Here is an 18,846-nt window from a genome sequence, read left to right as displayed (position 1 = left end):
GCCCTGGCAGCGCGGCTCGTTTTTTTAATTTTTAGAGGAAACGTAACATCGCTACTGATAAGTCGTCGCACCGCATCAACGGTGAAATCACTGCGCCGGAAGTGCGCCTGGTCGGGATCGAGAACGAACCGCTCGGTATCGTAAAACTCGCTGACGCTTTCCGTAAATCGGAAGAACTGGATGTTGACCTGGTGGAGATCGCGCCGCAAGCGGTGCCGCCGGTTTGCCGTCTGATGGATTACGGCAAGTTCAAGTACCAGGAATCGAAGAAGCAGCACGAAGCGAAGCTGAAGCAGAAGGTCATCCAGGTCAAGGAAGTCAAGTTCCGCCCGGGTACCGATGACGGGGATTACAACGTCAAGCTCCGCAATCTCGTGCGCTTCCTCGAAGAGGGCGACAAGACGAAGATCACGTTGCGTTTCCGCGGCCGCGAAATGGCTCACCAGGAAATCGGTATGCGGATGCTGGAGCGTCTGCGCACGGATCTCGAGGAAGTCGGCCAGGTCGAGCAGATGCCGAAGATGGAAGGGCGCCAGATGATCATGGTGCTCTCGCCGAAGAAAAAGAAGTAACGAGCCCGCGCGCATCGCGCGCAGGTTCGACAGTGGTTCGGCGCGTTGCCCGGTCAGGGCGGCGCGCCAACGATGACGGCGGCTGCGCAAGCGGTGCGCCGTACACAAGTGGACTGGGTTTCGAAGGGCGGGTCAAGGGCGCAAGCCAACCGCACACCCATCGCCATCTAATAAACTGGAGTTGTTCGTCATGCCTAAGATGAAGACCAAGAAGAGCGCTGCAAAGCGCTTCGTGGTGCGTCCGGGCGGTACCGTCAAGCGCGGTCAAGCCTTCAAGCGTCACATCCTGACCAAGAAAACCACGAAGAACAAGCGCCATCTGCGCGGCGCAACGGCAGTTCATGATTCCGATCTGAACTCCGTCCGCGCGATGCTCCCGTTCGCGTAACCCCTCAACTGATACTCCAAGGAGAGAAACATGCCTCGAGTCAAACGTGGGGTAACCGCACGGGCCCGCCACAAGAAGATCATCAACCTGGCCAAGGGTTATCGCGGCCGCCGCAATAACGTCTACCGCATCGCCAAGCAGGCGGTGATGCGCGCTGGTCAGTATGCGTATCGCGATCGCCGCAACAAGAAGCGTGTGTTCCGCGCACTGTGGATCACGCGTATCAACGCGGCAGTTCGCCAGCACGACATGACCTACAGCGTGTTCATCAACGGCCTGAAGAAGGCGTCGATCGAACTCGACCGTAAGGTGCTGGCCGACATGGCGGTGTTCGACAAGGCTGCTTTTGCTGCGATCGTCAAGCAGGTGAAAGCCGCCGTTGCAGCCTAATTGCGAAATTAGCACTGCGTGGTTAGTTGCAGCGAGGTTCCGGTAGTCTCGGCCGCTGCAGCGAAAACGGGGCTCTTCCGAGCCCCTTTTTTGTTTGGCGAGACCATTTCGCTCGCCAAGACCGAATGACGTTGGAAATGATGGGATCTATGGATCTGGACCAGATTGTCGCCGACGCGCAGCAGTCCTTCGAACAGGCTGCCGACATCACCACGCTCGAAAACGAGAAAGCCCGATTTCTCGGCAAATCGGGTGCGCTGACCGAGTTGCTCAAGGGCCTCGGCAAGCTCGATCCCGAAGCACGCAAGACCGAAGGCGCACGCATCAACGTCGCGAAGCAGCAGGTCGAAGCCGCGCTCACCGCCCGTCGCCAGGCCCTGGCCGACGCGCTGCTGAATCAGCGCCTCACCGCCGAAGCGATCGACGTGACGTTGCCGGGCCGTGGCGCCGGTGCAGGCAGCCTGCACCCGGTGATGCGCACGTGGGAGCGTGTCGAACAGATTTTCGGCTCGATCGGTTTCGACGTGGCCGACGGCCCCGAAATCGAGACCGACTGGTACAACTTCACGTCGCTGAACAGCCCGGAGAACCATCCGGCGCGTTCGATGCAGGACACCTTCTACGTCGAAGGCAAGGATGCCGACGGCCGCCAGCTGCTGCTGCGCACGCACACGAGCCCGATGCAGGTGCGTTATGCGCGCATGAACCGTCCGCCGATCAAGGTGATTGCGCCGGGCCGCACGTATCGCGTCGACAGCGATGCGACCCACTCGCCGATGTTCAATCAGGTCGAGGGGCTGTGGATCGACGAAAACATCAGCTTCGCCGACCTCAAGGGCGTCTATACCGACTTCCTGAAAAAATTCTTCGAGCGCGACGACATCCTCGTGCGCTTCCGTCCGTCGTATTTCCCGTTCACGGAACCGTCGGCCGAGATCGACATGATGTTCGAGCACGGCAAGAACGCCGGCAAGTGGCTCGAAATTTCCGGCTCCGGGCAGGTGCATCCGACCGTGATCCGCAACATGGGCCTCGACCCCGAGCGCTACATCGGTTTCGCGTTCGGCAGCGGCCTCGAGCGCCTGACGATGCTGCGCTACGGCGTCCAGGATCTGCGGCTGTTCTTCGAGAACGACCTGCGTTTCCTGCGCCAGTTCGCATAACGCCGCTCGCCGCGCCGACCTGTGCCCGCGCATGCCCCGACGGACGTTTCCGACGGAGCCCGGGCGTCGATCTAACCTGTTTCGAACGTAGACATCCATGCAATTCCCTGAATCCTGGTTGAGAACCTTTGTCGACCCGCAGCTGACGACCGACGCCCTGTCGCACGCGCTGACGATGGCGGGGCTCGAAGTCGAATCGCTGAGCAAGGCTGCGCCGCCGACGTCGAAGATCGTCGTCGGCCGCGTGCTCGAAGTCGTCAAGCATCCGGATGCGGACAAGCTCAATGTCTGCCAGGTCGACGCCGGCACCGGCGCGACGCTGAACATCGTGTGCGGCGCCCCGAACGTGGCACCCGGCATCAAGGTGCCGGTCGCGCTGGTCGGCGCGGAACTGCCGCCGGCGGAAGAGGGCGGCAAGCCGTTCGCGATCAAGCTGTCGAAGCTGCGCGGCGTGGAAAGCCAGGGGATGCTGTGCTCGGCGCGTGAGCTGAAATTGTCCGAGGATCACAGCGGGCTGCTGATCCTGCCGGAAGATACGCCGATCGGCCAGGACATCCGCGAGACGCTCAATCTCGACGACACGATCTTCGAAATCAAGCTGACGCCGAACAAGGCCGACTGCCTGTCAGTGTTCGGTATCGCGCGCGAGACGGCCGCGATCACCGGCGCACCGCTGACGCCGGTCGACATCCGCCCGGTGAACGTCGAGCTCGACGAGACGCTGCCGGTGCGCATCGCCGCGCCCGATCTGTGCGGCCGCTTCTCGGGTCGCGTGATCCGCGGCGTGAATGCGCACGCGAAGACGCCGCAGTGGATGGTCGAGCGCCTCGAGCGTTCGGGCCAGCGCAGCGTGTCCGCGCTCGTCGACATCTCGAACTACGTGATGTTCGAGCTCGGCCGCCCGTCGCACGTGTTCGATCTCGACAAGATCCACGGCGGCATCGAAGTGCGCTGGGGCAAGCGCGGCGAATCGCTGAAGCTGCTCAACGGCAACACGGTCGAACTCGACGAAACGGTCGGCGTGATCGCGGACGATCGTCAGGTCGAAAGCCTGGCCGGCATCATGGGCGGCGACAGCACGGCCGTCACGCTCGATACGACCAACATCTACCTCGAAGCCGCGTTCTGGTGGCCGGACAGCATCCGCGGCCGCGCGCGCAAGTACAACTTTTCGACCGATGCGGCCCATCGCTTCGAGCGCGGCGTCGATTACGCGACGACCGTCGAGCACGTCGAGCGCATCACGCAACTGATCCTCGAAATCTGCGGCGGCAAGGCCGGCCCGGTCGACGATCAGGCGGTGAACCTGCCGCAGCGCGTGCCGGTGAAGATGCGTGTGTCGCGCGCGAACCGCATCATCGGCGTGAAGATCGACGCCGACGAGATCGCGAACATCTTCACGCGCCTCGGCCTGCCGTTCGAGCGTGAAGACGACGCGTTCCTCGTCACGCCGCCGTCGCACCGCTTCGACATCGAGATCGAGGAAGACCTGATCGAGGAAGTGGCGCGCATCTACGGCTTCGAGAAGATTCCGGCGCGGCCGCCGGTCGCGACGAGCGAAATGCGTGCGACCCACGAGACGCGGCGTTCGATCCACGACATCCGTCACGCGCTCGCCGCGCGCGACTACGCGGAAACCGTCAACTTCAGCTTCGTCGATGCGGAGTGGGAGCAGGATTTCGCGGGCAACGACAACCCGATCCGTCTGCTGAACCCGATCGCCAGCCAGCTTTCGGTCATGCGCACGACGCTGTTCGGCAGCCTGATCTCGGTGCTGCGCCACAACCTGAACCGCCGCGCCGATCGCGTGCGCGTGTTCGAATCGGGGCGCGTGTTCATTGCCGATCCGTCGGTGAAGGCCGGCGAATTGGCGGTCGAAGGTCATGTGCAGCCGAAGCGCGTCGGCGCGCTGGCGTACGGTCCGGCATTCGACGAGCAGTGGGGCGTTGCGACCCGCGCGGTCGATTTCTTCGACGTGAAGGGCGATCTCGAAGCGCTGCTCGCGCCGGCGGTCGCGCGCTTCGTGAAGGCCGAGCATCCGGCCCTTCATCCGGGCCGCAGCGCGCGCATCGAAGTCGATGGCCGTGCGGTCGGCTGGATCGGCGAGCTGCATCCGCGCCTGATGCAGAAGTACGAGCTGCCGCACGCGCCGGTGATGTTTGAAATCGACGCGGATGCGCTGACTGCACGTGCGCTGCCCGCGCCGACCGACGTGTCGAAATTCCCGCCGGTCCGTCGCGATATCGCCGTTGTCGTCGATCAGGCGGTCGAGGTTCAGGCACTTTTCGACGAAATGAAGAAGGCGCTTGCCGAAGACGCCTGCCGATTCGTTCAGAAGGTTGTACTCTTTGACGAATTTCGTGCAAAATCAAATACTTCCGGTGGTCTTGCCGCGAACGAGAAGAGCCTTGCCTTCCGCGTGACGCTGCAGGACGCGGCTGGCACGCTGCAGGACGAGGTCGTCGATCAGGCGATCCAGACGCTGGTCGAGCGAATGGCTCGTGCCGGTGCGCGCCTGCGCGGCTAAGGAGAGGGCCCGCCCGTTCGCGGGCGGCTTTTTCCATCGTAAGTTTTGATTCAACGCGCTGTATGGCAGATATGAACGACATGACCTCGAGTGAATTCGAAGCCCTCCTGACGGCGCAACGCAGCGCCATGAACCGCGACGCTTCGGCGCCGGCGTCCACGGAGACGCCGACGCTGACGAAGGCGGAACTGGCGGAGCTGCTGTTCGATAGCGTCGGGCTGAACAAGCGTGAAGCGAAGGACATGGTCGAGGCGTTTTTCGAAGTGATCCGCGATGCGCTCGAAAACGGCGAAAGCGTCAAGCTGTCGGGGTTCGGCAATTTCCAGTTGCGCGACAAGCCGCAGCGCCCGGGCCGCAACCCGAAGACGGGCGAAGCGATTCCGATCGCGGCCCGCCGGGTGGTAACCTTCCACGCGAGCCAGAAGCTGAAGGCGCTGGTCGAAAACGGCGCGGAGTAATACGCGCCCACGCCCCGCGCGGCCGCCGCGCACCCTTACCGACGGTTAACCGATGACCACCACGGTTGAGAAAGTCGTCTTGCCTCCGATTCCCGCGAAGCGCTACTTCACGATCGGCGAAGTCAGCGAACTGTGCGGGGTCAAACCACACGTGCTGCGTTACTGGGAACAGGAGTTCACTCAGCTGCGGCCGGTGAAGCGGCGTGGCAACCGGCGGTATTACCAGCATCACGAAGTGCTGCTGATCCGGCGGATTCGCGAGTTGCTGTACGAGCAGGGCTTCACGATCAACGGCGCGCGCAACCGGCTCGATTCGCCGGGCAGCGATCGGGCCGCGGCGGAGCCGGTCGAATCCGATGTGCAGGCCGCCGATGCGCGCGGGGCGGCCAACGCGGGCGCAAACGTCGATGTGACCGCGTTGCGGCAGGCGTTGCTGGACGTGATCGACGGACTGAAACACGACTGAGCGCACGGTGCGCAGGATGTATGGGAAAGCCCGGTTGGCGACCGCCACCGGGCTTTTTTCAAGCGGGTCGCGCCTGCGGATCAGCGCGACGCGAGCGGATTCTTCCGGCCCATGTCGACGACCAGCGTGCCGTCCGGCAGCATCCGCACCGAGCCCTGCGCGACCTGGTTGCGGTACCCGTACAGGTCGAACCGCATCGGGCCGGCCTCGGCCGAATTCCGGATCAGCGCGCGCACGTTCAGTTCGAGCACGTTGAACATCTTCATGTCGCCGCCTTCCATCCACATGTAGCTCGGCGCATCGATCTGCGGCCGCTTCGGCGCGGGCGCGCCCGGTGCGCGCCGGAACGTCAGACGCAAGCCGTCGCGCTCGACCGTCGCCTGGCCGAGCTTGCCGTTCAGCACGGGCGGCGGGAACACGGTGTACTGGTCGAGCACGAGCGTGTCGCCGCGCAGTTCCGCGCCGCGCCGCTGCAGCGGCGTCAGCGACGACAGCTCGATGCCGAGCGAGCGCAGTAGCGTCGCCTGCGGGATGCCGAGCACCGACACCTGCGACGGCTTGAATGCGAGGTGGCGGTCGTCGAGCACCGTCAGCGAGCCCTTCATGTCGGTCGGCAGCCAGACGCCCGGCACGTGATTCCACAGCTTGATGCCGCCCTGGACGCGCAGGTTCTGCCCGTCCGCGCTCAGTTGCAGGCCGTTCAGCGAACGCGGCGAATAGTCGAGCAGGTAGTCGTTGAACAGCGCCGACATCGCCTTCCACGACTCGACGACCGTGCCGCCGAGAATGCGGATGTCGTACTGGTTCGGGTCGTCGAGATCGACGGGTTCGCCGGCGCGCTTCGACACGAGTTCCACGTCGAGATCTTCGACATGAAAACCGATATCGCCGGACAGGTTGAAGTCGACGTTGCGCAGATGGATCGTCGGGTTGCGGTTCGACACGTGCCGCTCGTTGAACGGCGTCGTCGACGTGCGTCGCATCGCGACCTTCTGCATGCCGGGCCGCGCGGCGTCCGCCGCGAGCGCGTACGCTTCCCAATGCTGGCGCACGTCGCGCAGCGCATTCTGCTGCGCGGCGAGGAAGCTGTCGTTCAGGCGCGCGGCCGCGTTGCCGAGCAGCGCGCCGCTGGCCGGGCCCGCATATGTAGGCATCCGGATCGCCATCGCGCCGCTTTCGTCGAAGTTGAAATAGCCGGCCGATACCTGGTCGCGATAGTGGTACAGGTCGAACACGAACGTCTGGTCGCGCTTCGACGCGTCGAGCGGAGCGATCAGGATGTCCGCGTTCATCGGCATCGAGCGCATGAATTTCACGTCGCCGCCGCGAATGTACATCGCTTGCTGCGGCGCGTTCGCGGGCATCGCGAAGCCCGCATGCGTGCCGTCGTCGAGCTTCAGGTCGAGGCCCGCCGGCGTCACGTGCAGCGCGGTGATCGTCAGCTTCAGGCGCGGCGGCGGCATCAGCTTGTCGACCGCCATCACGAGATCGTCGCCGGCGAGTTGCGCGATCGGCGTCTCCACCTTCAGCAGGTCGGCCATTTTCACGTTGGCCGCGCGCATCACCGGCTGCGCGTCGAGGCCCGACACGCGTACGCCGGTCGGGTGGAACACGAGCTGGCTGCCGTCGCGGATCGCGAGCGTGCCGGTCAGCGAGAACGGTACCCAGCCGTCGCGCTGCATCTCGCCTTGCAGATGGATCACGCCGTCGCCGGCCGATACCGCGAGCTTGCGCAGCGGCGCGTTGCGATAGCCGAAGATGTAGGTGTTGAAGAGGGCGGTCAGCTTCGCGTTGTCGAGCGTGACCGTGCCTTCGTGCACGTCGATCTCGAAGCTCGTCGGATCGTCGAATACGATCGGCGCGCCCGCCTGCGTGGGCACGAGCGTGGCCGACAGCTGATGAATGAAGAAGCCGAGATTGTTGACGACGCGGAAATCGACGTCGCGCAGGAACGTCATCGCGCCGTTCTGGCCCGAGTCGCGCAGCGTGAACGGGCGCGGTTGCGTGAGTCTGATCGACGCGAGCGACGGCACGGTGCGCGCGATTTGCTGCTCGCGCGCGAGGCGCTCCGCCTTCGTGCGTTCTATCTTCGTCGATGCGATCGACGTGTTGCTGTCGCGCTGCGCGGCCGATTCCGCGCAGCCGGCGCAGAGCAGCGTGAGCGCCAGCGCGCCGCAGCCGAACACGCGGGATGTCGTGTGTGATCGCGGGGCGGCCGTGCGTCGCAGGCCGGCAACCCGGTCGAAAATTGCCAAAGGCGAGCGATGGCCGCGCCGGACCGCATTCCGCATCGTCTGTCTCCATGTCTTGTCTTGATCGACGGGGGCGCGCGCCACTGCACGGCGCGAGCGTCGATGCCGTGCAGTGTGTCATAGCGCGCTAGAGCGGCGTTACCAAACAACGGCCGCCCGGTTACGGCGCGCTGGCGGGCTGCCGGACAATGGTTTCGCGGTGGATGGACGGGCGGATCAAACGGTCGTTTGGTTTGTCCGGACCGTCGGCCGGCGTCTTTCGACGCGCCCCTGAAAACCCGCGGTCGACCATGACCGGCGCGGGTTTCACCGGATGCCGAAGCGGCGCGGCCCCGGGCATCGACGGATACGATCGGCGAGGGCGGCGAGGTAAGATCGGCTCAGTGGCGAATTCGACATCACAACACGGCAGCCATCACGGGGAAGCGCCATGGACCTGAAGGAAGTCGACGTACTGGGTGCGGGAGTGGGCGATCACTGGTACTACGCGTCGAAGGCGAGCGCCATTCGCCGGTTCCTGGGCGCGTCGGGCGTGAACCGGATACTCGACGTCGGTGCGGGCTCCGGCTTTTTCTCGAAGCATCTGCTCGAGCGCACGCCGGCGACGGAAGCATGGTGTGTCGACACGAGCTACGCCGACGACAGCGATGGCGAAGCGGCCGGCAAGCCCATCCACTTTCGGCGCTCCGTCGATCGATTCGATGCCGATCTCGTGTTGCTGATGGACGTGCTCGAGCATGTCGACGACGACGTCGGGCTGCTGACGCAGTATGTGAAGGGCGCGCCTGCGGGCAGCCGGTTCCTGATCACGGTTCCCGCGTTCCAGTTTCTTTGGAGCGGCCACGACGATTTTCTCGAGCACAAGCGCAGGTATACGCTCGGCGGCCTCGAGGACGTGGTCCGGCGCGCGGGGCTCGACGTCGAGCACGGCGCCTACTATTTCGGCCTGACGTTTCCGCTCGCGGCCGCACTGCGGCTGGGCGAGCGGGCGCGTTCGCATCCGCGCGAGCCTGCGTCGCAATTGCGCCGTCATCATCCGTTCGTCAACGGTTTGCTCAAGACGATCTGCCGCATCGAGTTGCCGATGTTCCGCTTCAACTGCATCGCCGGCCTGACGGTCATCTGTATCGCGCGCAAGCGGTGACGGTGAAGGCGATGCGGGTTCGATGCCGCGGATTGCTTGCATCGGCACGATCGCGCCAAAAAATTTCACGAGGGCAGGCACAAAATGCATGCGACCCGTTCTAAATCGGGGAACTGTCTGTTATAATTTTTTTCTTTCGGGGCGTAGCGCAGCCTGGTAGCGTACCTGCATGGGGTGCAGGTGGTCGGAGGTTCAAATCCTCTCGCCCCGACCAGACAAGAACCCGCGTCAGTTCAAGCTGACGCGGGTTTTTTCTTGGCCGTCGCTTTTTTGCACATCGCGGCGCGGCCCCGGTAAAATGCACGGTTGATCCACGGAAAGCGCCGTGATTTAGCGGAAGAGGATTCCCCGAACATGACTGATCTTCGTCTTACCATGCGGTTCGCTGCAGTGCTCGCCACCGGCGCGCTCGTCGCCGGTTGCGGTACGTCGTCGCCCACGAAAGTGGACTACAAGAGCGATTCGAAATCGAAGGAAGCGTCGCTCGCAGTGCCGCCCAACATGCTCGACGAGACGGCCGATCAGCGTTCGCTGCCGCCCCAGGGCGGCGCGACTTCCCTGTCCGCGCTCAAGCAGGTCCAGCAAGCCGCGCCCGCGCTGGACACCGTCGCGCCGGCCGTGGCCGGCATGCATATCCAGCGCGACGGCACCGAAAGCTGGCTTGTGATCGACGGCAAGCAACCGGCCGCGATCTGGCCGCAGGTTCGCCGTTTCTGGCAGGAGCAGGGCTTCCTGCTCGTCGTCGACCAGCGCGACAAGGGCGTGATGGAAACCGACTGGAACGAAACCCATCCGCAGATCAACGACGGCCTGATCCGCAGCGTGATCTCGAAGGCGATGGGCAATTCGTACGTGACGGCCGAGCGCAACAAGTACCGTACGCGTCTCGATTCGGCGCCGAACGGCGGCACCTACGTGTTCATCAGTCAGAAGGGGATGCGCGAGGCGATCACCGGCGCGAACAACGATTCGAGCAAGTGGGAGCCGAAGCCGAACGATCCGGCGCTCGAGACGGAATACCTGAAGCGGCTGATGGCCGTGCTCGCGCAGAACGAGCAGCGCGCGAAGAACGGCGAACCGCCGATCGCGAACATCAAGGACGACGCAGTACCGAAAGACAAGAAGGCCGATGCCGACGCGTCGTCGAAGGCCGCTGCGGCAATCGCCGCGCAGAACGTGTCGCGCACGTCGGCGCAAGGCAGCGACGCGGCTGATGCGGCCGTGCCGTCCGAAGTCACGCTCGGCGAGCCGTACGACCGGTCGTGGCTGCACGTCGGTCTCGCGCTCGATCGCGCGAACTTCACGGTCGACGATCGCGATCGCTCGAAGGGGCTGTATTTCGTGCGCTATGTCGATCCGAAGGATCTGAGCTCGGCCGAGCAGGGCTTCTGGAGCCAGCTGTTCCACGGCAAGAAGGAAAAGCAGGCGAAGCAGTATCGCGTCAACGTGAAGGCGCTCACTGCCGATCAGACGCGTGTCGCGGTCGTCGACGATGCGGGCGCGATCGACACGTCGTCGCCGGCTCGGCAAATCATGGGATTGCTCGTGAATCAGCTCCGCTGATCCCGGCGTTTCCCGCACTCCTGAAAAGCCCGCCATCCGGCGGGCTTTTTTCATGGCTGCTCGCTGGCGCGTGCGATTGTTCTAGTGGTTCGGCCCGCCTCGTGACGTTACGTAACATCCGGGCGTTACGACGACAGAACACGTGTCACATTGTCGCCGATCCAAAAAATTGTCCTTACGAATCAAAGGAGTGTCGTGCATGTCGAGCTTGGCACGTAACCTGCTTTATAGGTTGGAATCGTTAGAACGGGGAGGCTGGCGTCAGCGTCCGGAGCGTGCGCCGCGTGCGCCGAACAACGGTCTCGATGCCTTCACATGCCGACGCGACAAGCGTCCGCACAACAGATGATGATCCGCACCCGCGTGCGGATCTCGATGGCCCCGTCGCCTATCCTCGTAGGGCGACGGTTTCGCCCGCGCTTCTCTGAAGCGCGGGCTATTTTTTTGTGCCATCGTCATGCCGTATCGGCGTAGCCGATGCGCGCTGCGGGATTCGCGTATTCTCGGACTTTTTCGGACGAAGGAGGCGGGAATGGCGGAAATTGCAGTCGTGGCGCTGATCGTGGCGAAGCCGGGCGCGGAGGAAAAACTGCGCACCGTGCTCGAGGGTATCGTCGAGCCGACCCGCAACGAAGCCGGCGCATTGCAGTACGACTTGCACCGGGATCTGAAGGAGCCCGCGCGGTTCGTATTCGTCGAGCGTTGGGAGAGCGAGGAGGCGTTGGCTGCTCATGCGCGTTCCGCGCATATTCTCGCTTATCGCGAGGCGGCCGCGGACTGGATCGAGCGTTCCGAAATCCGCGTGCTGTCGAAGCTCCTCTGAACGCGAGCAGGCCAGGGCGACCGGACGTGTCCGGTCGCGGGCGGCGCGTCAGTGCGACGTGCCGGGTACGTCCAGGATCAGGATGATCGTCCAGTCGGCGTCGCCGTCATGGTGATACTGGCGCTCGGCAACGATGAACGGTTGCTGCTTGCCTTGCGGGCCGAGGAACAGCACGTCGCCTTCCATCGGCAGGCACTCGATCGGCGGCAGCGCGAGGAACGCGTCGGCCGAGCCGCGGGGCATCAGTTGCTTGATCTGGCGAGTGGCGGCTTCGGTCCACTCGATGTCGAGTTGAATGTTGCTCATGCTGTCCTCCGCACCGGGGTGCGCACGGGTGGAAAATTTCGGTGCGCGACTTTAGCACAGCGCGCAGGCGCCGCAACCAAAAAAGCCGAACCCGGCTGCCCGGATTCGGCTTTTCGCTGAAGCGGTGCCGCCGAACTTACTGGCTGGCAGCGTCTGCAGCCTTCGCCTTCTTGGCGGCCTTCTTGTGATGCGCAGCCTTCTTGCCGTGGTGATGCTCTTCCTGCGCCGCCGGCTGAGCCGCTTCGGCCGCTTGTTGCTGTTGCAGCGCTTGTGCACGCTGCTCGATCTCGGCGATCTTGGCCGGGTCGGTGATGGTTTGAATCTGCGTGCTCTCTTGCGCGTACGCTGCGCCAGTCAGCGCCGACATCGCTACCAGGATAGCCAGGGACGTCTTCTTCATTGCTTTACCTCCGCTAAGTGGTGATGAACCCGAGTGTTGCCGTTTTGTCTGGCGACTGCCGTCGAGTGCGTGTCGAGTGTAACAAAAGTGACGGATCAATGTGCACCGGATCGTCGCACGACGCAAGACCTCGTTGAAGTCGCGCAACACTTCGCGCACTTCGTCACGCGTCTGCCATCCGAGTGGTACCGCGATTTTCGCGCCGGGTTTCCCGGTGTCGTCAAAACCAGCCGAGCCAGCGATACACGTGGAATTGCGCGATTCCCACCAGCTCGTGCAGCGCCTGCGCGGCGTTGGCCACATTGCGCCAGCGCGGCAGCCAGCCCGTCTGCGCGCGGCGGAGATTCGCATAAACGGGCTGCGGATCGATGCCGAAACGGCGGAAATCGAGCAGGGCGCGGCGCATCTGATACGACGACGTGACGAGAATGCGCGCGTCGTCATACTGTGAGCGTAGTATAGACGCAGTGAATTTCGCGTTTTCGTAGGTCGTGCGGCTGTTCGGTTCGAGCACGAGGTCGGCGGGCGCCACGCCCTGCGCGACGAGCTGGCGTCCGTAGACGGCCGCCTCCGTGTCGCCGTGATGTTGCGGGTCGCCGCCCGACATCACGACGGTGCAGCGCTGGGCCTGCTGCCGACACGTGCGATAGAGCGCCGCCACCTTGCGGATGCGCGCGACGCCGTCCGGCGGCGGCTGCAATCCGGTGTCGGTGCGGTGCGTGCCGGCGCCGATGAGGATCAGCGTGGTGCGCCCATGCATGTCGGGGCGCTCGACCGGCGTGACGCCGGCCTCGGTCCACGCGATTAGCGGCGCCGCGAGCCAGCCCGTCGCGAGCAGCCAGAACATCGCGGCGGCGGCGATCGAAATGGTTCGACGCTGCTTGCGGCAGAGCATGAAACCGATGAAGAGAAGTACAAATGAATCGAACAGAATCAATTTGATTGGGGTATGGTGTCTTTTTATGGACGGCTGACGATACGGCCCTGACGCGACGCCGAACAACGTTGGCCTCCAGAATCGGTGGCGGTTTCGGCGGGCGGAGACCCCGCCCGGTGCGCCGCTTCGCATTGTCGCTGCACTTTAAGAAAGAATCGAGATGGCCACGTATTCCAACGAAGCGGTGCTCGACGCATTGAGACGAGTGCAGTACCGCCAGGTACCGTGGGCACGCCGCCCGGGCGTGTTCGAGTATCTCCGTTCGCTCGGGCTGATGGACACGGTCAGGCAGAAGACCGTTGCCCCCGCACCGGGCTTTCATGCACCGGTCGACATTGCCGTACTGACCGACAGCGGTCGAGCCGAATTCTCGCGCCTCGAGCGCGCCGAGAAATTACTTTCCTGGACTGATCGCCGCATGGACGACTACGCATTGAGCGAAGCGGGCGCCGTGGCGATTCTCGAAAGCCGCCTGTAGCGGGCTTCATCCCGGCCCGTGCATCGCCGCGCAGGCCGGCGATGCAAAAAAAGCCCGTATCGCGAGGATACGGGCGTACCGGATACTTTTGCTGCTGCCACGCTGTGCTCATGGCAACGATGTGACTCGCCGCATGCGGCGCAGTTCCCGGATCCGGGCATTTTCTTTGGCGAAATCTCGAAATCGACAGGACTACGGATGACGCGACATGCCGGGCGGCTGTGAGCCGATCCGCGCCCGAGCGTTGCTGGCGATATCGCCGCGCAAGTCGCCGCGCGGCACGGTTTGCCGGCTCGACGAGTTGGCGGCCGGCGGCTGGCGGAGGCTGTTGCGGTGGTCCTGCTGGCGATGGGGCGGCTTCGCGCGATCGTCGGCATGGGCCGGAGCGGCCAGCGCCACGGAAACGACAATGCCGCATGCAACGAGCAGTGACATTGTTTTCATGGCGGGGCTCCCTCTCAAGCCGTCCGTGCGGCCTGTTGATATGACGCTAAGGTAAGCGTGGGAGTGCAGGCTTGCTGTAAATATTGGTAAATAGATGTTTCGCGGCACGACAACGGTAATCGACGGCAAAGCGTGCGACGCAACGAAGTCGCGTCGCAGAAAGACACCGGGCGGCCGCAGCCGCCCGATCGAGCATTCGTTACGCCATCTTGACGGGCGCGCGCCAGGATTCCGGATTGGTCCAGAAGGCGCCGCGCAGCCGATCGCGGCTCGGCGGAGCGGGCGGCTTCGCCGCGCTTGCGCCGATGCGTCCGCGCAGCGAGATTTGCCGACCGCTCGTGCCGAGTCGTTTCACGATTTCGGCGAGCGTACCGTCCGCCTGCCATTCGTCGAAGCGGCGGCGGCAGGTCGGCGGGGACGGGTAGCGGCCCGGCAGTTTCGACCAGCCTTCACCCGTCGACAGCACCCACAGCACGGCGTTGACCACCGACCGGGCTTCCACGCGGGGACGGCCGCGCCGCTCGCTCCGCGCGGGCTCCGAGCAAAACAGACCCTCGACCAGCGCCCACTCGTTATCTCTCAAATCGTCGAACAGCATCATGTCCTCACCTCAGCGAAGCTAACTCCGGTGCGCTGCCCTGCGCCGCGCACTCTTCAAGCACTCGAGCGTCGAGTGCCGGGTGGGGGCGTCCGGTTGGCCGGCAGCGGCGTTTCTGCTCTTCCGTCCGACGAACCTGCACCCTGTGCGCAAGGTAATGCACGAAGCGTGCCATGTCGGAGGTGAATCCCTCGAGAGCCGCTTGGCAGCGAGCTAACGGCTAAGTCAGCTAGGGGCGTATAAGACGCCAAAATAACCCGTCAGCAAATCGGGACAATCACCAATCTTGTGCAATTCGCCCATGTCACGTGCGTTTGCGAATCTATTGCACCGCAGCGAAACATGGACGGCGGGGGCCAGATTCGCTCACCGCGGACGGCTTCGCACATTAGAATCACGCATCGATATCGGCGATTGATGAGGTCGGGACATGAACGTTACGCTGCGCCAGCTTCGCGTGTTCATCGAGGTCGCGCGGCTCAAGAGCTTCAGTCGGGCGGGTGACGAGATCGGGCTCACGCAGTCCGCGGTCAGCCGTTGCGTGCGTGAGCTCGAGGCCGAACTCGGGTTGAAGCTGATCGACCGGACGACGCGCGACGTGCAGCTGACCGACGTCGGCGGAAACCTGATCGCGAGCGTGTCGCGCCTGCTCGACGATCTCGACGACACGCTGCGCGAGATTCGCGAAATCGGCGAGCAGCGTCGCGGGCGCGTGATCGTCGCGGCAAGCCCGACGATCGCCTGCAGGCTGATGCCGCGCGTGGTGGCGTCGTGCGAGCGCCAGTTCCCGTTCGTGACGCTCGGCCTGCGCGACGACGTGCAGAGCGACGTGCTGCGCAAGGTGAAGTCGAGCGAAGTCGACTTCGGCGTCGTGATCGGGCCGCTGACGGTCGCCGATATCGTCTGCGAGCCGCTGATGACCGATTCGTTCTGCCTCGTCGCGCGCGCCGACCATTCGCTTGCGGCGCGGGCCGAGGTGCCGTGGACGGCGCTCGACGGCGAGCGCCTCGTGCTGCTCGATCATGCGTCGGGCAGTCGGCCGCTGATCGACGCGGCGCTGGCCACGCATCGCGTCAACGCGACGGTCATGCAGGAACTCGGGCATTCGGCGACCGTGTTCGGGCTGGTCGAGGCCGGTGTCGGCGTGAGCGTGCAGCCGTGGCTGTCGTTGCCGCTGCCTGCCGGCTCGACGCTGGTCGCGCGGCCGCTCACGCCGCGCACCGAACGCACCGTCGAGCTGGTGCGCCGCCGCGACCGGTCGTTGTCGCCCGCCGCGCAGGCGATCTGGGAGCTCGTGCGGCAGATGCCGGCAAGGGCCGAGGATCTCGACTGACGTGCGCCGCCGTGCGCCGGTCCGGCTTGCCGGCCGGTACACTACGCGGATCGTGTTCCTCCGCGGTGTTCTCGATGACGCATTCCGCAGGTTTTTTCCCGCCGCACGATGAGCCGGCGGCGCGCACCGCGGTGCATGCGCTGCGGCCGTCGCTGATCCGCGAGGTCGCGAACGCCGGCTTCGGCGTGCCGGACATGCTGCCGTTCTGGTTCGGCGAATCCGATCGCGTGACGCCGGACTTCATCCGCGACGCCGCGGCGGCGGCGCTGCGCGACGGCGCGACCTTCTACACGCACAATCTCGGCACGGCGCCGCTGCGCGACGCGATCGCGGCCTACGTCAGCGCGCGTCACGGTGCGACGGCGGCCGACACGGTCGCCGTGACGAGTTCGGGCGTGAGTGCGCTGATGCTGGCCGCCCAGATGCTGGTCGGGCCGGGCGAGCGTGTCGTCGCCGTCACGCCGCTGTGGCCGAATCTCGTCGAGATTCCGAAGATTCTGGGAGCGCAGGTCGATTGCGTGCCGCTCGGCTACGGCGACGCGGGCTGGCAGCTCGACGTCGGCCGGCTGCTCGCGGCGCTGACGCCCGATACGCGGATGCTGCTGATCAACTCGCCGAACAACCCGACCGGCTGGACGATGTCGCGCGACGATCAGCTGGCCGTGCTCGCCCATTGTCGTCGTCACGGCATCTGGCTGGTCGCCGACGAGGTGTACGAGCGGCTTGCCTTCGACGAGGGCGGCGCGCCGTCGTTTCTCGACATCGCGTCTCGCGACGAGCGCGTCGTGGTCGTGAATTCGTTCTCGAAGGCATGGGCGATGACGGGCTGGCGGCTCGGATGGCTGATTGCGCCGGCCTTGGTGATGGGCGACCTGTCGAAGCTCGTCGAATACAACACGTCGTGCGCGCCGGGCTTCGTGCAGGCCGCGGCCGAGGTCGCGTTGCGCGACGGCGAGCCGTTCGTGCGGTCGTTAGTCACGGCGCTGCGCGACGCGCGCGATCACCTGGTCGCCGCGCTGCGGACGCTGCCGGGCGTCGAGGTGCCGCCTCCGCCGGGCGCGATGTACCTGTTCCTGCGGCTGCCGGGGGCGGCCGACAGCCTGGCGTTCTGCAAGACGCTGGTGCGCGACGCGGGGCTCGGCCTGGCGCCCGGGCGTGCGTTCGGCCCGGAGGGGGAGGGGTTCGTGCGCTGGTGTTATGCGTGCGATCCGGCGCGGCTCGACGCGGGCGTCGAGCGGCTGCGCCGGTTCCTTGCGCATGGCGCGGGTGCCCGCTGAAGCGGGGACGGAGCGGGCGCGCCGCCCGGGCGGCGGCCTGTTCCGCTCATCTTTACGCACCGGGCAATTTTGCGTAATATGGCGCTCAGTCACGCGGTTCCGTCGTTGAGCCGTGCTGTTCCGTCCGGTTTGGGCCTGGCCTGAAGTTGGTTCGCCGCCCCCGGTTCGTGCTCCCATCAATATGACCGATCAGAATCGGGCGAGCGCGTCTTCCGTTCCTTTCGTCTGTTTGTTGATCCGGTTCGTTTGACCACAGGGTCTGGCCTAGCTGCATGAATACCCAAGAGGCGAAGATCGTCCTCGAGACTGCTTTGATCTGTGCGCAGGAACCGCTGAAGCTTGGCGATTTGCGCAAGCTCTTTGCCGACGGCGTGTCGGCTGACACGGTCCGCACGTTGCTCGAAGACCTGAAACAGGATTGGTCCGGTCGCGGTGTCGAACTGGTGGCGCTGGCGACCGGGTGGCGCTTTCAGAGCAAGCCGGCGATGCGTCATTATCTGGATCGCCTGCATCCCGAGAAGCCGCCGAAATATTCGCGCGCGGTGCTCGAAACGCTCGCGATCATCGCGTACCGGCAGCCCGTCACGCGCGGCGACATTGAAGAGATTCGCGGCGTCACGGTCAATACGCAGGTGGTCAAGCAACTCGAGGACCGCGGCTGGATCGAGGTGATCGGTCATCGCGACGTGCCGGGGCGTCCGGCGCTGTATGCGACGACCAAGCAGTTCCTCGACGATCTCGGCCTGAAGGCGCTCGACGACCTGCCCGCGCTCGAAGAGCCGGCCGCGAACATCGAGGCCGCGCTGCTCGCGCAGCAGGCGATGGATTTCGACGGTGACATGCCGGCGGCCGACGCGCCGCAGGCGCTGGCGGATGAAGCAGTCGCCGGCGAGTCGACCGACGGGGCCGGCGATGCCGCGGCCGACGTCGCGTCGACGCAGGAAATTCCGGGTCGCGATACGCTCGATGCTGATCGCGGGCAAACGGAACAGATTGAACAGACGGAACAGGTTGGCGCCGAAGCAGTGCCGACCGATGTGCAGCCCGAGCCGCAGCGTGCGGATTGGAGCGAGGAAGATCGCAAGCCGGCCGCCGAAGCGGCTGCCGGAGACGGAGCGGAAGCGGCCGGCGGCATGCCCGGCGAGGCCGATCAGGCCGACGCATCCCGCCCCCGTCCTGCGGACGACGAGACGCTGGACGACACGTCCGACAGTCTCGCGGATGCCGTGCGAAGCGCCAGTGCGCCCATCGGCGCCGACGCGCTGCCGGACGACGAAGCAGAACCCGAACAGCGTCGCGCCTGATCGCGGCCAACTTCTTGCCGCGC

Annotated in this window: 19 protein-coding genes, 1 tRNA gene and 1 pseudogene; 15 read left to right on the top strand and 6 right to left on the bottom strand. The window is 64.9% G+C overall.

Annotation, left to right across the window (positions count from 1 at the left end):
• Nucleotides 1-47 precede the first annotated feature (47 nt).
• The 7 genes from infC (at nt 48) to J8I33_RS13890 (ending at nt 5,964) form a co-directional block, all read left to right on the top strand.
• Nucleotides 48-572: a translation initiation factor IF-3 gene (gene infC, locus J8I33_RS13920; RefSeq protein ID WP_071734130.1), complete on the top strand. Its 525-nt coding sequence runs from the start codon at nt 48-50 to the stop codon at nt 570-572.
• Nucleotides 573-762: 190 nt separating this feature from the next.
• Nucleotides 763-960: a 50S ribosomal protein L35 gene (gene rpmI, locus J8I33_RS13915; RefSeq protein WP_004191477.1), complete on the top strand. Its 198-nt coding sequence runs from the start codon at nt 763-765 to the stop codon at nt 958-960.
• 30 nt (nt 961-990) lie between these two features.
• Complete coding sequence (gene rplT / locus J8I33_RS13910; RefSeq protein WP_004192938.1) at nt 991-1,350, top strand: 50S ribosomal protein L20; 360 nt, start codon at nt 991-993, stop codon at nt 1,348-1,350.
• 149 nt (nt 1,351-1,499) lie between these two features.
• Nucleotides 1,500-2,513 (top strand): phenylalanine--tRNA ligase subunit alpha, encoded by a 1,014-nt coding sequence (pheS, locus tag J8I33_RS13905; RefSeq protein ID WP_050012469.1) that lies wholly within the window; start codon nt 1,500-1,502, stop codon nt 2,511-2,513.
• A gap of 97 nt (nt 2,514-2,610) precedes the next feature.
• The gene (pheT, locus tag J8I33_RS13900; protein WP_209936954.1) at nt 2,611-5,040 is read left to right on the top strand and encodes a phenylalanine--tRNA ligase subunit beta; all 2,430 of its coding nucleotides are present in this window, start codon (nt 2,611-2,613) and stop codon (nt 5,038-5,040) included.
• A 71-nt stretch (nt 5,041-5,111) separates the two neighbouring features.
• Nucleotides 5,112-5,498 (top strand): integration host factor subunit alpha, encoded by a 387-nt coding sequence (locus tag J8I33_RS13895; RefSeq protein WP_006486093.1) that lies wholly within the window; start codon nt 5,112-5,114, stop codon nt 5,496-5,498.
• 52 nt (nt 5,499-5,550) lie between these two features.
• Nucleotides 5,551-5,964, top strand: coding sequence for a MerR family transcriptional regulator (locus J8I33_RS13890; RefSeq protein ID WP_050012471.1), 414 nt, complete (start codon nt 5,551-5,553; stop codon nt 5,962-5,964).
• Between the two features lie 80 nt (nt 5,965-6,044).
• On the opposite strand, the gene J8I33_RS13885 is transcribed toward J8I33_RS13890, so the two are convergent.
• Nucleotides 6,045-8,255 carry a hypothetical protein gene (locus tag J8I33_RS13885; RefSeq protein WP_209936949.1) on the bottom strand — a complete coding sequence of 737 codons (2,211 nt, stop codon included), beginning with the start codon at nt 8,253-8,255 and terminating at the stop codon, nt 6,045-6,047.
• A gap of 391 nt (nt 8,256-8,646) precedes the next feature.
• Here J8I33_RS13885 and J8I33_RS13880 point away from each other — a divergent pair, with 391 nt between their 5' ends.
• The 4 genes from J8I33_RS13880 (at nt 8,647) to J8I33_RS13865 (ending at nt 11,746) form a co-directional block, all read left to right on the top strand.
• On the top strand, nt 8,647-9,360 hold the full coding sequence (locus J8I33_RS13880; protein WP_209936947.1) for a methyltransferase domain-containing protein: 714 nt from the start codon (nt 8,647-8,649) through the stop codon (nt 9,358-9,360).
• Between the two features lie 137 nt (nt 9,361-9,497).
• A tRNA-Pro gene (locus tag J8I33_RS13875) sits at nt 9,498-9,574 on the top strand.
• A 140-nt stretch (nt 9,575-9,714) separates the two neighbouring features.
• Nucleotides 9,715-10,923, top strand: coding sequence for an outer membrane protein assembly factor BamC (bamC, locus tag J8I33_RS13870; protein ID WP_050012474.1), 1,209 nt, complete (start codon nt 9,715-9,717; stop codon nt 10,921-10,923).
• Nucleotides 10,924-11,455: 532 nt separating this feature from the next.
• Entirely contained in the window at nt 11,456-11,746 is a 291-nt protein-coding gene (locus J8I33_RS13865; RefSeq protein WP_050012475.1) for a putative quinol monooxygenase, read from the top strand.
• 48 nt (nt 11,747-11,794) lie between these two features.
• On the opposite strand, the gene J8I33_RS13860 is transcribed toward J8I33_RS13865, so the two are convergent.
• From J8I33_RS13860 to J8I33_RS13850, 3 genes are all read right to left on the bottom strand, one after another.
• Nucleotides 11,795-12,052: a hypothetical protein gene (locus J8I33_RS13860; protein ID WP_034184019.1), complete on the bottom strand. Its 258-nt coding sequence runs from the start codon at nt 12,050-12,052 to the stop codon at nt 11,795-11,797.
• A gap of 136 nt (nt 12,053-12,188) precedes the next feature.
• A complete protein-coding gene (locus tag J8I33_RS13855) occupies nt 12,189-12,452 on the bottom strand; it encodes a hypothetical protein (RefSeq protein ID WP_050012476.1) in 264 nt (87 codons plus the stop codon).
• Between the two features lie 220 nt (nt 12,453-12,672).
• On the bottom strand, nt 12,673-13,389 hold the full coding sequence (locus J8I33_RS13850) for a YdcF family protein (RefSeq protein WP_209937023.1): 717 nt from the start codon (nt 13,387-13,389) through the stop codon (nt 12,673-12,675).
• Between the two features lie 160 nt (nt 13,390-13,549).
• On the opposite strand from J8I33_RS13850, the gene J8I33_RS13845 reads away from it, so the two are divergent.
• Nucleotides 13,550-13,867 carry a hypothetical protein gene (locus J8I33_RS13845; RefSeq protein ID WP_050012478.1) on the top strand — a complete coding sequence of 106 codons (318 nt, stop codon included), beginning with the start codon at nt 13,550-13,552 and terminating at the stop codon, nt 13,865-13,867.
• 192 nt (nt 13,868-14,059) lie between these two features.
• On the opposite strand, the gene J8I33_RS13840 is transcribed toward J8I33_RS13845, so the two are convergent.
• A complete protein-coding gene (locus J8I33_RS13840; protein WP_050012479.1) occupies nt 14,060-14,311 on the bottom strand; it encodes a hypothetical protein in 252 nt (83 codons plus the stop codon).
• Between the two features lie 211 nt (nt 14,312-14,522).
• Nucleotides 14,523-14,909, bottom strand: a pseudogene (locus J8I33_RS13835) (transposase); the annotation flags it as partial.
• A gap of 430 nt (nt 14,910-15,339) precedes the next feature.
• On the opposite strand from J8I33_RS13835, the gene J8I33_RS13830 reads away from it, so the two are divergent.
• The 3 genes from J8I33_RS13830 to scpB all read left to right on the top strand — a co-directional run bounded on the left by J8I33_RS13830 (nt 15,340) and on the right by scpB (nt 18,823).
• Nucleotides 15,340-16,242 carry a LysR family transcriptional regulator gene (locus J8I33_RS13830; RefSeq protein WP_209936940.1) on the top strand — a complete coding sequence of 301 codons (903 nt, stop codon included), beginning with the start codon at nt 15,340-15,342 and terminating at the stop codon, nt 16,240-16,242.
• 74 nt (nt 16,243-16,316) lie between these two features.
• Nucleotides 16,317-17,519: a pyridoxal phosphate-dependent aminotransferase gene (locus J8I33_RS13825; RefSeq protein ID WP_209936932.1), complete on the top strand. Its 1,203-nt coding sequence runs from the start codon at nt 16,317-16,319 to the stop codon at nt 17,517-17,519.
• Nucleotides 17,520-17,791: 272 nt separating this feature from the next.
• Entirely contained in the window at nt 17,792-18,823 is a 1,032-nt protein-coding gene (scpB, locus tag J8I33_RS13820; protein WP_124556360.1) for an SMC-Scp complex subunit ScpB, read from the top strand.
• The last annotated feature ends 23 nt before the right edge of the window (nt 18,824-18,846 follow it).

Origin of the sequence: Burkholderia sp. AcTa6-5, assembly GCF_017815075.1 — a bacterium.
Lineage (GTDB): Bacteria > Pseudomonadota > Gammaproteobacteria > Burkholderiales > Burkholderiaceae > Burkholderia > Burkholderia sola.
Note: the sequence above shows the minus strand (reverse complement) of the source record. Positions and strands in the feature narration are given on the sequence as shown.

What these genes read in the sequence shown, in the direction of transcription:
- rpmI (WP_004191477.1), top strand. Translation starts at nt 763, where the DNA reads ATGCCTAAGATGAAGACCAAGAAGAGCGCTGCAAAGCGCTTCGTGGTG.
- rplT (WP_004192938.1), top strand. Translation starts at nt 991, where the DNA reads ATGCCTCGAGTCAAACGTGGGGTAACCGCACGGGCCCGCCACAAGAAG.
- pheS (WP_050012469.1), top strand. Translation starts at nt 1,500, where the DNA reads ATGGATCTGGACCAGATTGTCGCCGACGCGCAGCAGTCCTTCGAACAG.
- pheT (WP_209936954.1), top strand. Translation starts at nt 2,611, where the DNA reads ATGCAATTCCCTGAATCCTGGTTGAGAACCTTTGTCGACCCGCAGCTG.
- J8I33_RS13895 (WP_006486093.1), top strand. Translation starts at nt 5,112, where the DNA reads ATGAACGACATGACCTCGAGTGAATTCGAAGCCCTCCTGACGGCGCAA.
- J8I33_RS13890 (WP_050012471.1), top strand. Translation starts at nt 5,551, where the DNA reads ATGACCACCACGGTTGAGAAAGTCGTCTTGCCTCCGATTCCCGCGAAG.
- J8I33_RS13885 (WP_209936949.1), bottom strand. Translation starts at nt 8,255, where the DNA reads ATGCGGAATGCGGTCCGGCGCGGCCATCGCTCGCCTTTGGCAATTTTC.
- J8I33_RS13880 (WP_209936947.1), top strand. Translation starts at nt 8,647, where the DNA reads ATGGACCTGAAGGAAGTCGACGTACTGGGTGCGGGAGTGGGCGATCAC.
- bamC (WP_050012474.1), top strand. Translation starts at nt 9,715, where the DNA reads ATGACTGATCTTCGTCTTACCATGCGGTTCGCTGCAGTGCTCGCCACC.
- J8I33_RS13865 (WP_050012475.1), top strand. Translation starts at nt 11,456, where the DNA reads ATGGCGGAAATTGCAGTCGTGGCGCTGATCGTGGCGAAGCCGGGCGCG.
- J8I33_RS13860 (WP_034184019.1), bottom strand. Translation starts at nt 12,052, where the DNA reads ATGAGCAACATTCAACTCGACATCGAGTGGACCGAAGCCGCCACTCGC.
- J8I33_RS13855 (WP_050012476.1), bottom strand. Translation starts at nt 12,452, where the DNA reads ATGAAGAAGACGTCCCTGGCTATCCTGGTAGCGATGTCGGCGCTGACT.
- J8I33_RS13845 (WP_050012478.1), top strand. Translation starts at nt 13,550, where the DNA reads ATGGCCACGTATTCCAACGAAGCGGTGCTCGACGCATTGAGACGAGTG.
- J8I33_RS13840 (WP_050012479.1), bottom strand. Translation starts at nt 14,311, where the DNA reads ATGAAAACAATGTCACTGCTCGTTGCATGCGGCATTGTCGTTTCCGTG.
- J8I33_RS13830 (WP_209936940.1), top strand. Translation starts at nt 15,340, where the DNA reads ATGAACGTTACGCTGCGCCAGCTTCGCGTGTTCATCGAGGTCGCGCGG.
- J8I33_RS13825 (WP_209936932.1), top strand. Translation starts at nt 16,317, where the DNA reads ATGACGCATTCCGCAGGTTTTTTCCCGCCGCACGATGAGCCGGCGGCG.
- scpB (WP_124556360.1), top strand. Translation starts at nt 17,792, where the DNA reads ATGAATACCCAAGAGGCGAAGATCGTCCTCGAGACTGCTTTGATCTGT.